The organism is Metabacillus herbersteinensis (assembly GCF_042433335.1).
In the GTDB taxonomy this organism is placed as follows: Bacteria; Bacillota; Bacilli; order Bacillales; family Bacillaceae; genus Metabacillus; species Metabacillus herbersteinensis.
The window spans coordinates 268,415-281,783 of record NZ_JBHLVO010000004.1 but is presented as its reverse complement, the minus strand read 5'-3'; the positions used below and the strand labels follow the sequence as shown (position 1 = coordinate 281,783).

At 36.6% G+C, this 13,369-nt stretch carries 12 protein-coding genes; 2 read left to right on the top strand and 10 right to left on the bottom strand.

Features of this window, described 5'->3' with window-relative positions; genetic code table 11:
• Positions 1 to 61 precede the first annotated feature (61 nt).
• The 5 genes from ACFFIX_RS08230 to hflX form a co-directional block, all read right to left on the bottom strand.
• Positions 62 to 262 (bottom strand): cold-shock protein, encoded by a 201-nt coding sequence (locus tag ACFFIX_RS08230; RefSeq protein WP_378932379.1) that lies wholly within the window; start codon positions 260 to 262, stop codon positions 62 to 64.
• Positions 263 to 508: 246 nt separating this feature from the next.
• Positions 509 to 1,843: a type I glutamate--ammonia ligase gene (glnA, locus tag ACFFIX_RS08225; protein WP_378932377.1), complete on the bottom strand. Its 1,335-nt coding sequence runs from the start codon at positions 1,841 to 1,843 to the stop codon at positions 509 to 511.
• 53 nt (positions 1,844 to 1,896) lie between these two features.
• A complete protein-coding gene (locus ACFFIX_RS08220) occupies positions 1,897 to 2,301 on the bottom strand; it encodes a MerR family transcriptional regulator (RefSeq protein ID WP_378932376.1) in 405 nt (134 codons plus the stop codon).
• Positions 2,302 to 2,423: 122 nt separating this feature from the next.
• The gene (locus tag ACFFIX_RS08215; RefSeq protein WP_378932374.1) at positions 2,424 to 3,692 is read right to left on the bottom strand and encodes a methionine gamma-lyase family protein; all 1,269 of its coding nucleotides are present in this window, start codon (positions 3,690 to 3,692) and stop codon (positions 2,424 to 2,426) included.
• Positions 3,685 to 4,974: a GTPase HflX gene (hflX, locus tag ACFFIX_RS08210; protein WP_378932443.1), complete on the bottom strand. Its 1,290-nt coding sequence runs from the start codon at positions 4,972 to 4,974 to the stop codon at positions 3,685 to 3,687. Before hflX ends, ACFFIX_RS08215 begins: the two co-directional genes overlap by 8 nt.
• Positions 4,975 to 5,196: 222 nt before the next feature.
• On the opposite strand from hflX, the gene ACFFIX_RS08205 reads away from it, so the two are divergent.
• Positions 5,197 to 5,823, top strand: coding sequence for a trimeric intracellular cation channel family protein (locus ACFFIX_RS08205; protein WP_378932372.1), 627 nt, complete (start codon positions 5,197 to 5,199; stop codon positions 5,821 to 5,823).
• 53 nt (positions 5,824 to 5,876) lie between these two features.
• Here the strand turns inward: ACFFIX_RS08205 and spoVK are convergent, their stop codons facing one another.
• The 3 genes from spoVK to miaA all read right to left on the bottom strand — a co-directional run bounded on the left by spoVK (position 5,877) and on the right by miaA (position 8,334).
• The gene (spoVK, locus tag ACFFIX_RS08200) at positions 5,877 to 6,842 is read right to left on the bottom strand and encodes a stage V sporulation protein K (protein ID WP_378932370.1); all 966 of its coding nucleotides are present in this window, start codon (positions 6,840 to 6,842) and stop codon (positions 5,877 to 5,879) included.
• Positions 6,843 to 7,131: 289 nt separating this feature from the next.
• On the bottom strand, positions 7,132 to 7,356 hold the full coding sequence (hfq, locus tag ACFFIX_RS08195) for an RNA chaperone Hfq (RefSeq protein ID WP_378932368.1): 225 nt from the start codon (positions 7,354 to 7,356) through the stop codon (positions 7,132 to 7,134).
• A 27-nt stretch (positions 7,357 to 7,383) separates the two neighbouring features.
• Complete coding sequence (gene miaA / locus ACFFIX_RS08190; RefSeq protein WP_378932366.1) at positions 7,384 to 8,334, bottom strand: tRNA (adenosine(37)-N6)-dimethylallyltransferase MiaA; 951 nt, start codon at positions 8,332 to 8,334, stop codon at positions 7,384 to 7,386.
• A 277-nt stretch (positions 8,335 to 8,611) separates the two neighbouring features.
• On the opposite strand from miaA, the gene ACFFIX_RS08185 reads away from it, so the two are divergent.
• Entirely contained in the window at positions 8,612 to 8,701 is a 90-nt protein-coding gene (locus ACFFIX_RS08185; protein ID WP_378932365.1) for a YjcZ family sporulation protein, read from the top strand.
• 70 nt (positions 8,702 to 8,771) lie between these two features.
• On the opposite strand, the gene mutL is transcribed toward ACFFIX_RS08185, so the two are convergent.
• Positions 8,772 to 10,628: a DNA mismatch repair endonuclease MutL gene (gene mutL / locus ACFFIX_RS08180; RefSeq protein WP_378932363.1), complete on the bottom strand. Its 1,857-nt coding sequence runs from the start codon at positions 10,626 to 10,628 to the stop codon at positions 8,772 to 8,774.
• 19 nt (positions 10,629 to 10,647) lie between these two features.
• Positions 10,648 to 13,230, bottom strand: a complete 2,583-nt coding sequence (gene mutS / locus ACFFIX_RS08175) for a DNA mismatch repair protein MutS (protein WP_378932361.1) — start codon at positions 13,228 to 13,230, stop codon at positions 10,648 to 10,650.
• Positions 13,231 to 13,369 lie beyond the last annotated feature (139 nt).

The following is a 13,369-nucleotide window of genomic DNA, read 5'->3' as shown; positions in this document are numbered from 1 at the left end:
ATTATATAAATTCTGACAGTAAAAAAAGGACTCAGAATTGAGTCCTTTTCCTTTTGTTTAATTAAGCTTTGTTAACGTTAACTGCTTGAAGTCCACGTTGTCCTTGCTCAGTGTCAAAAGTTACTTTTTGACCTTCGTCTAAAGATTTAAAGCCTTCGCCTTGGATAGCTGAGAAATGTACGAATACATCTTCTCCTCCTTCGATTTCGATAAAGCCGAATCCTTTTTCTGCGTTAAACCATTTTACTGTACCTTGTTGCATAGTATTTCCTCCTGTGTGGTTAAAACCACGATTTATTACTATCCTTGCTCTACAGATATCAAAGGCGAAAAGTTTAAACACTTGTTCTTTCCTCACATACCTAACAAAAATAATTCTTATTAAACATAACAGATATTCTAAAAATAAGCAAATTATTTCAGTAAATAAATTAAAAAAAGTGGTGGGGAATTTTACTTCCCACCACAATTTAAGAGGTTTTTCAGGTATAGGCTTTTAAATCAAGCCTTAAAAAGTTGATAAATACTGCTCTCTTTCCCATGGGTGAACTTGAGTACGGAACATATCCCATTCTATTTCTTTTGCTTCAATAAAGTGTTCAAATAAATGTTCACCCAATGCGTTTACGATTACTTGATCCGTTTTTAAGTTATCTAGTGCATGAGCCAGTGTTGATGGTAAGTCGACGATTCCACTCTCTACACGCTCTTCTTTAGACATTACATAGATATTTCGGTCAATTGGCTTTGGAGCTTCTAATTGATTTTTAATGCCGTCTAGTCCTGCTGCGAGAAGAACCGCCATAGCTAGGTAAGGATTTGCTGCTGGGTCTACACTTCGAACTTCTACACGTGTGCTGATTCCACGAGATGCAGGGATACGAATGAGTGGACTTCTATTTTGAGCTGACCAAGCTACGTAACATGGAGCCTCATAACCTGGAACAAGACGTTTGTATGAATTAACAGTTGGGTTAGTTACAGCTGTGAAATTCGGTGCGTGCTTAATAATACCCGCGATGAATTGTCTAGCTGTTTCACTTAATTCTAAATTACTGTTTGTGTCATAAAATGCATTTTCACCATTACGGAATAATGAAAGGTTCATGTGCATACCAGATCCATTAACACCGAACAAAGGTTTTGGCATGAACGTCGCGTGTAATCCATGTTTACGAGCAATTGTTTTTACTACTAATTTAAACGTTTGAATATCATCACATGCTCTCATTGCGCCAGCATATTTAAAATCAATTTCGTGTTGCCCTGGAGCTACCTCATGGTGAGAAGCTTCAACCTCAAAGCCCATTTCTTCTAATTCTAAAACGATATCACGTCGGCAGTTTTCACCTAAGTCTGTTGGAGCTAAGTCAAAATATCCACCTTTGTCATTTAACTCTAACGTAGGCTCGCCGTTTTGATCTAATTTAAACAAGAAGAATTCAGGTTCTGGTCCAAGGTTAAAATCTGTAAACCCTAGTTCCTCCATCTCACTTAAAAGACGTCGTAAGTTGTTACGAGGATCCCCTTCAAATGGAGTTCCATCTGGGTTGTAGATGTCACAAATAAAACGAGCTACCATTCCTTTTTCTGCAGTCCATGGGAAAATTACAAAGGTATCAATATCGGGAAATAAGTACATATCAGACTCTTCAATTCGTACAAATCCTTCAATTGAAGATCCGTCAAACATCATTTTGTTATCAAGAGCTTTTCCAAGTTGACTAACAGGTATTTCAACGTTCTTAATTGTTCCTAAGATATCCGTGAACTGTAAACGAATATACTTTACGTTATTTTCTTTAACTAAACTAAGAATGTCTTCTCGTGTGTACTTTGCCATTTGTAAAATCTCCTCCAGAAAATGATTATATTTTTTAAAAGTATTGCTAACAATTAGTGGAAAAACCTAGACATATCTCCTTGCCTTAATGTTGGCTTTTGAAATTTACCAGCCTGAATTAGCTCAGATTTAAGTAGTTTCCTCAGCTCACCATCAGTTAAATCGGGCTTTTCAACCTTTTTAGGTTGCTCAGGATTTGGATAGGTTGCTGATGCTTCTTTTCGTGCGAATATTTGCTTTATTCCGGCTAAATTGACACCTTGTTCAATAAAGCTTCTAATTTCTAAAAGTATATCCACATCATTAAACGAAAAAAGTCTTCTATTTCCTTCAGTTCTTGCAGGGAACACGAGCTCATTTTCTTCGTAATAGCGGATTTGTCTAGCAGAGAGTTCAGTAAGCTGCATGACAATCCCCATAGGAAATAAGGGCATTGAGCGTCGAATATTGTCACTCATGTTATTCCCTCCTTTGTTTAACATACTCTTATTATATTCAATGTAACATTATGTGTCAATACATGTTAGAAAATATAACATTGTTTTAATAAAATTAAATTGAAAGGTTTGTCCACATCTTTCTATATCTTAATCAAGCCTTTTGATAACAGATGATCTATTGCTAAACAAATTGCTATTTTCACATGTGAATACGTTAGTCCACCTTGAACATACGCAACATAGGGAGCTCTAATTGGTCCATCAGCTGTTAATTCAATACTTGCACCTTGAATAAACGTTCCTGCAGCCATTATGACATCATCCTCATATCCAGGCATGTAACTTGGATAAGGAGTGACATGAGAGTTAATAGGTGAAGCAAATTGGATGGCCTGACAGAATGCAATCATACTTGTAGGATTATCAAATTGAACAGATTGAATTAAGTCTGTTCTCGTACTATCCCAGCTAGGATTCGTATTCATTCCTAGTTTTTCAAGGATGGAAGCAGTAAATACAGCTCCTTTTAGCGCTTGACCTACAACGTGTGGAGCTAGGAAAAAACCTTGATACATTTCCTGTAGACTATATAGTGAGGCTCCCGCTTCTGAACCAATTCCAGGGGATGTCATGCGGAAGGAGCAGGCTTCCACTAGATTTTTCTTTCCTACGATGTAACCACCAGTTTTCGCAAGTCCACCACCGGGATTTTTAATTAGCGAGCCTGCCATCAAGTCTGCTCCTACATGACACGGCTCTAATGATTCAACAAATTCCCCATAACAGTTATCAACGAAGACAATTACATCTTCTTTCACAGACTTTACAAACTCAATCATTTCTTTAATTTCAGAAATTGTAAAGGACGGACGCGTAGCATATCCTTTTGAACGTTGAATGCCAATCACTTTTGTTTTCTCTGAAATAGCTAATTTTACGTCCTCAAAGTCAACAGAACCATTCTCCAAAAGATCAATAGTCTTGTATCCGATTCCGAATTCTTTTAGAGAACCGACACCACTCCCTCTAATACCGACTATCTCTTCAAGGGTATCATAAGGTTTCCCTGTTATGTAGACTAGCTCTTCCCCTGGTCTTAGCACACCGAATAATGCGATTGAAATCGCATGTGTACCAGAAATAATTTGTGTCCTTACTAAGCCAGTTTCTCCTCCGAACACATCAGCATAAATTTGTTCTAATGTATCGCGTCCACGATCATCATAACCGTATCCCGTAGTCGGAATAAAATGAGAATCGCTCACTCTGTGACTTTGATAACTTTGTAACACTCGAAATTGATTTTCTTCAATTTTCCGATCTATTTCTGCATGTATTCCCGTGATTTGCACTTCTACCTCTTCTACAATCGGTAATAAAGTTTCACCGTGCTTTAAAGAATTAAACATTTTCCAATCCCTCTTTGCTATATTTCTCTAGTTGTCCACTTATAGAATGTGATGGCAATACAAACCCATTCACTTCATAATATTCTTTTTCTTCATGAAAACTTAATTTTTGAATCATTGTTTCTGATTTTAATTGTGCCAAAAGTTTTCCTTCACAAGGCGGAATGTTGACCGTGTAGCTGTCCATTACCCCCATTGCTATCGCTTCAATCTTTTTCAGTAAAGCTTCTAGATCTTCGTCATTAAATGCACTAATTAAAAGAGAGTCACCCTTAGGAGATGGTACAAAGGAACTTGTAATATTATCTCTTTTGTTATATACAGTCAGGACTGGTATTTCGTTAACCTCCAACTCATCTAACAGCTTATAAACCGTTTTTTCATGATTTGCATAATCTTCATTGGAGCTGTCGACGATGTGGAGAATAAGACTAGCCTCTTTCACTTCCTCAAGTGTAGAACGAAAAGCAGCAATTAGTGTAGTAGGTAAATCTTGAATAAAACCAACTGTATCTGTTAAAAGTGCTTGGTAACTCGATGGAAGCACCATTTTGCGCGTCATTGGATCTAAAGTTGCAAATAGTAAGTCTTCTTCAAAACTCATTGCTTCTGTTAAACGGTTAAAAAGAGTTGATTTACCTGCATTTGTGTAGCCCACTAATGCCATTTGGAATGTTTGATTCTTTTTTCGTCGCTGTCTGTAGCGATTACGGTGATTAACAACTGTTGCTAACTGCTGTTTAACTTCATGAATACGTTTATGTATATGGCGTCGATCTGTCTCTAATTGAGTTTCACCTGGTCCTCTAGTTCCAATTCCTCCACCTTGGCGTGAAAGTGAGATACCTTGTCCGGTTAAGCGCGGAAGTAAATATTGGAGCTGAGCGAGCTCCACTTGAAGCTTTCCTTCTTTAGATTTCGCGCGTTGAGCGAAAATATCTAAAATTAATTGTGTGCGATCAATAACTCTTATATTAATTGCAGAAGACAAGTTTCGCAATTGACTTGGTGATAGTTCATCATTAAAAATGATAACATCAACATCTGTTTCTTCTACTAGAGCTACTAATTCTTCGACTTTGCCTTTTCCAATGTATGTGGCAGGATGAGCTCTTTCGCGTTTTTGAAATAATTGGACGATGGCTTTACCATTTGCTGTTTTTGTTAAGGAAGCCAATTCCTCCATTGAATATTGAAAATGTTCATCAGTTATATTAGGGAGTTGACAGCCAACCAAAATAGTCGTTTCTATTTGTTTATGTAAAATATCTCTCAAGAGCATGACCCTTTCCTTAATACCAATTTTTGTACTCTTAATCATATCAAAGAATGTCATTTTTCTCTAATATTATCCGCTTACACTACCTCTTTATTACGCTTTATTTTACACAATGTGAGATTATTGATCACTTTTTAGGAAAAAACATTGACCAAAGAGACGCAAGGCATATAAAATCAAGAAGTTCACAACTAAGATCGGGTTTTCAAAAGGAGTTTGGAATGTATGACATGGGAAGTTTTAAACATGATTGGGACTGTTGCTTTTGCAATTAGTGGGGCAATTGTTGCGATGGAAGAAGAATACGATCTTTTAGGTATATATATATTGGGGATTGTAACCGCTTTTGGTGGAGGAGCAATTCGAAACTTATTGATAGGTGTACCCATATCTGCTTTATGGGAACAGGAAATACTCTTTCACATAGCATTATTTGCAATGACAACTGTCTTTTTGTTTCCACACTATCTTTTAAGGCATTGGCATAAATGGGGAAATTTAACCGATGCAATTGGCCTTTCTGCCTTTGCGATACAAGGTGCACTTTACGCCGTACAAATGAATCATTCAACTAGTGCTGTGGTTGTCGCTGCTGTATTAACTGGAAGTGGTGGAGGAATTCTTCGAGATTTGCTTGCGGGTCGGAAGCCTCTCGTCTTACGAGCGGAAATTTATGCATTTTGGGCAATTCTTGCAGGGCTTTTCATCGGATTTGAAATTGCAAAATCATCTCTAGAACTATATGGATTGTTCATTGGAATTGTGATTTTACGCATGTTATCTTATACCTATAAATGGAGATTACCGAACCGTTCTCTAAAAGTTAACTCAGAAGCATCTATTTCAAATTAATTGTTTAAGAATCGAAGAAAACCCTGCTGACAAATTGTGAGCAGGGTTTTTCATTAAGATGATTGTTCCTCTTTTAACACTAAATCTTGGCCTTTTATTGTTACGAGGTCATCACGGTTGTATTTATCATTAAGTAACAATCGCATAGCTTGCGAACGAATTGACTTTTCTATGATATTACGTACATACCTACCATTACTGAACTTTGTTGGATGTGTCATGCTCTTAATCGTCATAAGATGGTCTCGTAATTTCCAGTCTGCTTCCTTGCTAAATTGATATTCTCTCTCGATTGTCATTCGTTTAGAAATATCCATAAGCTGATCAACGGAGTAATCTGGAAAATCAACAACAAGTGGGAATCTAGAAAGAAGACCTGGATTTAAGGATAAAAAATGATCCATTTCACGGGGATAACCCGCTAAAATTAATACAAATTCGTGTTGTTTGTCTTCCATATGTTTAACTAGTGTGTCGATAGCTTCTTTACCAAAATCTTTTTCTCCACCTCGTGCTAGTGAATACGCTTCATCAATAAATAAAATACCACCGAGTGATTTTTTTATTAAATCTCTTGTTTTTTGTGCAGTATGACCAATGTATTCACCGACAAGATCCGCTCTTTCCGCTTCAATTAAATGGCCCTTAGATAATACATTCATTTGAAAAAACAATTTACCTATTAGTCTGGCAACAGTTGTTTTTCCCGTGCCTGGATTTCCCTTAAACATCATATGAAGAGCTTGCTTTCCTGCTTTTAATCCCTGTTCTTCTCTTTTTTTGTTTATATAAATCCATGCGTAGACCTCTTTAATCATACGCTTCATTTCTTCCATTCCTACAAGCGAACTCATTTCGTCCTCTATTTCTTGTAGAACAGTATGCTTTCCCTCAGCTTTAGGGATCTTTAAGTCATAAGTAGCTGTATTCCGCTCCTCTAGTTTTTCTTTGCTCTGACCATTTAAGATAACGTTGATTTGACCATTATTTTTATATGTGACTGCTTGATCTCGATCCAAAGGTGCTCACCTCACATTCTCTTACTAATTATACGTAGGCTCTTACATAAACGTGACAAAAGCCTAGATGAAAATGTGTTCTCGACAAAATATGATGGAACCTCGTGAAAGTTGTTGTTTTTTGCGGTTTCCCAAGAAATAATCATCCCATTATTTATATTCTGAATGATGGAATATTAGCCCATAAATTTAAAGAGAAGATAAGGTTTTAACCCCCAAAAAAGCGGTCATAAAAAAGGCACTGAAAAACAGTTAGTTTTTCAATGCCCTCGTCATAGACCGATCTCTTTTATTCGAGCTCTAGCTGAACGTTTTTTTGTGGTGAAAAAGTCGAAATTGCATGTTTATAAATTAATTGTTGTTTCCCTTCAGTTTCTAACAGGACTGTGAAGTTATCAAATCCCTTTATTAGACCTCTTAATTGGAAGCCGTTAAGCAAGAATACTGTAACAAATGTGCCATCTTTTCGTAGTGAATTAAGAAATTGGTCTTGTATATTTACTGATTGTTTCATGTTTCGTCCTCCTCTTTTCTCTATAACCTATTTATTCGCTTTAAACTCAAGCTTTCCTGCAATATATGATAAAATTTCATCAACTCTTTCTTCGTATTGAAGTGGAGTCGTCATATCAAACCACTTTACATCCATTTTGTTACGAAACCAAGTTAGTTGACGTTTTGCATATCTTCTAGAGTTTTGCTTAAGTTGTATAATCGCATCATCAAGAGTTGTCTTTCCTTCTATGTACTCGTATATTTCTTTATATCCAATCGCTTGAATTGACTGAGTATTTCGTATCCCTTTATTATAAAGATTTTTAACTTCTTCAATCAAACCTTGTTCTACCATCTGGTCAACACGTAACTCAATTCGTTCATACAGTAATTCTCGATCCATTGTTAAACCAATAAGGACTACATCGTATAGAAGCTCTCGCTTTTGATTTTGTAAATAGTCTGACATGGTTTTACCTGTGATCTGGTAAATCTCAAGAGCTCTAATAACTCTTCTTTTGTTGTTAGCATGAATGTTTTCAGAAGATTTTGGATCTACACGTTGAAGTTGGTTATGCATTTCTTTAGCGCCGAGAGTTATTAACTCCTCTTCAAGCTTAGTGCGAATCAACGGATCAGATGGTGCTTCCGAAAATTGATAATCAAAGAGAACAGATTGAATGTATAAACCCGTACCTCCAACGATAATTGGAACTTTTTGATGCTGATCAATACTGTCAATTAATTGACGCGCTGATTGTTGAAACTCTGCAACTGAATAGTTTTCATCAGGATCCTTAATATCAACTAAATAATGAGGTATACCTTTCATTTCTTCTCGTTGGATCTTGGCAGTGCCGATATCCAGACCTCTGTATATCTGCATTGAATCTCCACTAATTATTTCTCCATTCAGCTTTAAAGCTAAATCAACGCTAAGCTTCGTTTTACCAACAGCTGTTGGACCAATTAGTACAACTACTTTTTTCCTCTCCAAAACACGACCACTCTTTCACAAAGATAGATTCCACTTTTTTCATCTTATCATGTGATATTTCTAAATACCAGACTATTATTACCTTATTAGGAGAATTGTAAACCCTGCGAAAAAGTGTAATAGTTTACCGTTTATTATGGTAACTGAATCAAATGATTGACTTTATTTACTTTTAGTTCTAACGACTATTTTACATATTTCTGTATGATTGTCCATACCAATGAATTCGATTCATCATATACATATTGTAAGCTATCATAAAGGGTGGTGGAAATTTATGGGATACAGTGGTAACAATAGCTTTGCTTTAATTGTTGTGTTGTTTATCTTACTCATTATCGTCGGCGCAGCTTATTTAGGGAACTAATAGTTTGAAAAAGGCTTCTCTAATTAGTTAGAAGAAGCCTTTTGTTTACATAATATTATTATGGTAAGTCTCACATTACACGTTTGAACATTTTCTCCATTTCATATGTTGAATAATGGACAAGAATGGGTCTCCCATGGGGGCATGTGAAAGGATCAGTTGTTTTCCTTAGCGTTTCTAATAACGCAAACATTTCATCATTTCTTAGATGGTGATTTGCTTTAATGGAAGCTTTACAACTCATCATAATTGCTGCATCCTCACGGAGCTTTTTAATATCAATTTTCTTATCGTCTAACACTTGTTGAATCATGTCTTTAATAATTTCCGTTTCATCACCAGGTGGAAACCATTGTGGATGTGAGCGAACGATGTAACTGTTTCTTCCAAAGGATTCTAAAAAGATTCCTACATCTGAAAGCTGTTCGAGATGGGCTTCAATGATGAGCACCTCACTTGTTGCGTATTCGAACGTCAGTGGCACAAGTAGTTCTTGGACTTCGGAATGGTTTTCAGCTACTTTTTCTTTAAAAAACTCATACTTTATCCGTTCTTGTGCGGCGTGTTGATCCAGAATATACAACCCATTTTCATTTTGTGCCAAAATATATGTCCCATGCATCTGGCCAATTGGATATAAAGGTGGGACACGGTCTTCGATACTAGTTGCCATTGTTGCACTAGGTTCTTTTAATTGGTAAGGGTTATCTGTTCTTTCCTCCGGTACTTGTTTAAGCTCGTTCGTTTCTTGTAATCTTTCACTTTCATTCTCTTCTGTCTTAGTTGTGTGTATTAGTAAGGATGATGCTTCTTTAATAAAAGTTGGTTTTTGCTCCTCTTCATCATGGTTATCTCGTTTTGTTGCATGTTCAAATGAGAAATGCTGCTGTACATCGTGCTGACTTACCTTCTCTTTTTGTATATAAGGAGAAGGGATAAGTTGTTGCTTACTGAAGATTCCCTTTAATCCCTCACTAATTAACTCATTTAGCTCCGCTTCTTTGCTTAATCGTACTTCGAGCTTAGAAGGATGGACATTAACATCGACAAGCAATGGATCCATCGTTACCTCTAGTAATACAATTGGGTAACGACCTATCGGTAATAACGTGTGGTAGCCTTGTTGAATAGCTTTTGCCAGAGAATAGTTTCTTATAAACCGACCATTAATAATCGTTGAAATGTAGCTTCTAGACGCTCGTGTAACTTCTGGTAAGGAGACATACCCTTTCACTTCAAAATCCAGTGATTGAAAAGAGATAGGTAGCATCGTTTTTGCCAAAGTTGTGCCATAGATCGCAGCCAAAACATGGCGAACATCTCCCAGGCCATTCGTGTGTAAAAGTTTTTTTCCGTTATGGACGAGGCGAATAGAAACTTCAGGATGTGAAAGGGCGATACGATTTACAATATCTGAAATATTACCCAATTCTGTGTGTATGGTTTTCATATATTTTAAACGAGCTGGCGTATTATAAAATAAGTCAGTAACTGTTATATCTGTTCCTTTACGACTCGTTGTCGACTCATGAAGTTCTACTTTTCCCCCACTTAATGTGATTTTTGTTCCAGCGGCATGCCCAGTACTTGTCTTCATCTCAAGTTTTGACACAGAGGCGATACTTGGTAAAGCTTCTCCCCTAAATCCTAGTGTTCGAATGCGAAACAAATCATTTTCATCTTTTATTTTACTGGTCGCATGTCGATGAAAGGCATTAAGACAATCCTCTGCTTCAATTCCATCACCATTATCAATGAGGCGAATTTTACTTAGGCCCGCTTCTTCAATCTCAATTTCAATGATCGTTCCGTTTGCATCAATCGCATTTTCTAGCAATTCTTTTACAACAGAGGCAGGTCGCTCCACTACCTCGCCTGCAGCAATTTTGTTAGACAACTGCTCATCTAGACGAATAATCTTTCCCAAGAAAATCACCTCCTGCAGATTATTTTAATTTTTTTTGCAAGTGATAGAGCTCATTCATTGCATCTAGAGGTGTCATCTCTAGTAGGTTAATTTTCTTTAGAAGATCAAGAACATTTTGTTCTTTTTTTGGTATTGACTGCTTTTCTCGTTTTGGTGCGTCATGAAACAACGAGAGCTGTGAGTCAGAATAATGCTCTGATACATCATTAATCTCAGATGAGTTTGTATTAACCAACTTATCTTCTTTTTCCAGATCAGTTAGAATTTCTTTTGCACGTAATATGAGCTGCAACGGTAATTCCGCCAACTCAGCTACGTGAATTCCATAGCTTTTATCTGCAGGACCTTCTTCAATTTTGTGGAGAAAGACCACTTTCCCGTTTTCCTCAATCGCTCGAACATGAATGTTTTTCAGTGCTGAAAGTTGTTTTTCTAGTACCGTAAGTTCATGGTAATGGGTGGAAAACAAGGTTTTTGCACCGATATGTTCATGAATATATTCAATAATAGCTTGAGCTAGTGCCATCCCATCGTAAGTAGAAGTTCCACGTCCAATTTCATCAAATAAAATCAAACTTTGATTTGTTGCGTTTACGATTGCATTCTTGGCCTCGAGCATCTCAACCATAAACGTACTTTGACCAGATATAAGATCGTCAGCTGCACCGATTCGAGTAAAAATTTGATCAAAAATCGGAAGAGTGGCTTCACTTGCTGGAACGTAGCATCCTATTTGAGCAAGTATAGATATAAGAGCTACTTGTCTCATATATGTGCTTTTCCCTGACATATTTGGGCCTGTAATTAAGAGCATATTTCGTTCTGTAGCCATGTAACAGTCATTCGGTACATATTCTTGACTATCCAACACCTTTTCCACAACTGGATGACGACCATTTTTTAAAAATAACTCACCTGTTTGAGTAAAAGTTGGTCGACTATAATGACGTTTTTCACTTACAGTTGCAAAACATTGTAAGACATCAAGCTCGCTAATTAGTTTAGCTAATGCTTGCAATCTCGGAATATCACTTTTTATGGTGTCTCTCAACTCAACAAAAAGCTGATATTCTAGCTCGACTATTTTTTCCTCTGCCTCTAGAATTAATGTTTCTTTTTCTTTTAATTCAGGAGTTATAAAGCGTTCTGCGTTTGATAAAGTTTGTTTTCGTTCGTATAGTCCTTCTTGAAGTAGGTGAAGATTTGCTCTGGTTACTTCGATATAATAACCAAATATTCGGTTGTAGCCTATTTTTAAAGACTTGATTCCAGTTCGTTGTCGTTCTTGCTGCTCTAGTTGTGCAATCCAGGTCTTACCGTTTCGGCTAGCATCCCGGTAGTTATCTAACTGTGGATGGTACCCATCTTTGATAAGGTTTCCTTCTTTAATGGAAAGAGGAGGATTAGCAAAGAGCGCAGTATCAAGTGTTCCTAGAATATCCTCACAAGGATCTAGATTTACTCCAAAAGAAGTGTCTTCTAACGATTGTAAAAGTTCTTTTATTAATGGTATTTGTTGCAATGATTTTTTTAGTTGGATAAGATCTCTTGCGTTCACATTCCCAAATGCTACTCGACCTGCTAATCTTTCTAAGTCATACACTTCTTTTAATAACTCTCGTAAGTCTTCGCGTTCAAAAAAGTGCTGTAGAAACAACTCAACCATGTTTAGACGATCGTCAATTTTTTCTTGATGAACAAGAGGTCTGTCTATCCACTGCTTTAATAGTCGCCCGCCCATCGCTGTTTTCGTTTCATCAAGTAACCATAACAACGAGCCTTTTTTTCCTTTTGATCGAATTGTTTCTGTTAATTCTAAGTTTCTTTTAGAATATAAATCAATTTTCATTGACTCATTTAGATAATATACTTGAACTCTTTGTAAATGATTTAAGCTCCGTTTTTGGGTACGCTGTAAGTAATTTATTAACCTAGCAAAAGTTGAGATAAGTTTCTCTTCTGAAAGTTCATCTGTCGTTTTTAAAAACTCTTGAGGAAGCGTTGTTGAATTTTCAATGGAAAATGTCACATTACAACGGTCGATTAATTTCTTCTTCCATTCTTCTAAGAATGAATCCTCGACGACGACTTCTTTAGCACCAACAGAGTAGATTTCGTTGATCACCTCATCAAAACCTGAAACAGATGTGACTAAGTTTTCACCCGTTGTAAGATCACTTAGTGCTAATCCGAAATTTGCTCCAAAATAAGTAATTGATGCAATATAGTTGTTTTCTTTTTCGGTTAACCCTTTACCTTCCATAACTGTTCCTGGTGTAATGAGTTGGACTACTTCGCGTCTAACAACACCCTTAGCTTGTTTAGGATCTTCTACTTGCTCACAAATGGCTACTTTATGTCCTTTTGTAATCAATTGTTCTATATAAGTTGGAGCAGAGTGATGGGGTACCCCACACATTGGAATACGTTCTTCAGAACCGCCTTCTCTGCTAGTTAATGTAATTTCAAGTTCTTGTGACGCGTTCACAGCATCAGTAAAAAACATTTCATAAAAATCGCCTAAGCGAAAAAATAAAAAGGCATCTTGATACTCTGCCTTAATCTTTAAATATTGTTGTATCATCGGCGTATATGTAGCCATTTAAATCCCCCAATGTCTTAAAAAACGTTTCAAAAACACTCTTAATTATAACATATCTCGACAAAAACTTGGGGGATTGAAAGATGGAATATAAAAGAATTTAGTGGTTGAAAAAATTGAGGAATGACCGGAGCGTCCG

Bases quoted from the DNA above. Each gene is read 5' to 3' on its own strand.
- glnA (WP_378932377.1), bottom strand. From the start codon at position 1,843: ATGGCAAAGTACACACGAGAAGACATTCTTAGTTTAGTTAAAGAAAAT.
- ACFFIX_RS08185 (WP_378932365.1), top strand. From the start codon at position 8,612: ATGGGATACAGTGGTAACAATAGCTTTGCTTTAATTGTTGTGTTGTTT.
- mutS (WP_378932361.1), bottom strand. From the start codon at position 13,230: ATGGCTACATATACGCCGATGATACAACAATATTTAAAGATTAAGGCA.
- ACFFIX_RS08230 (WP_378932379.1), bottom strand. From the start codon at position 262: ATGCAACAAGGTACAGTAAAATGGTTTAACGCAGAAAAAGGATTCGGC.
- ACFFIX_RS08215 (WP_378932374.1), bottom strand. From the start codon at position 3,692: ATGTTTAATTCTTTAAAGCACGGTGAAACTTTATTACCGATTGTAGAA.
- ACFFIX_RS08205 (WP_378932372.1), top strand. From the start codon at position 5,197: ATGACATGGGAAGTTTTAAACATGATTGGGACTGTTGCTTTTGCAATT.
- hflX (WP_378932443.1), bottom strand. From the start codon at position 4,974: ATGCTCTTGAGAGATATTTTACATAAACAAATAGAAACGACTATTTTG.
- hfq (WP_378932368.1), bottom strand. From the start codon at position 7,356: ATGAAACAATCAGTAAATATACAAGACCAATTTCTTAATTCACTACGA.
- ACFFIX_RS08220 (WP_378932376.1), bottom strand. From the start codon at position 2,301: ATGAGTGACAATATTCGACGCTCAATGCCCTTATTTCCTATGGGGATT.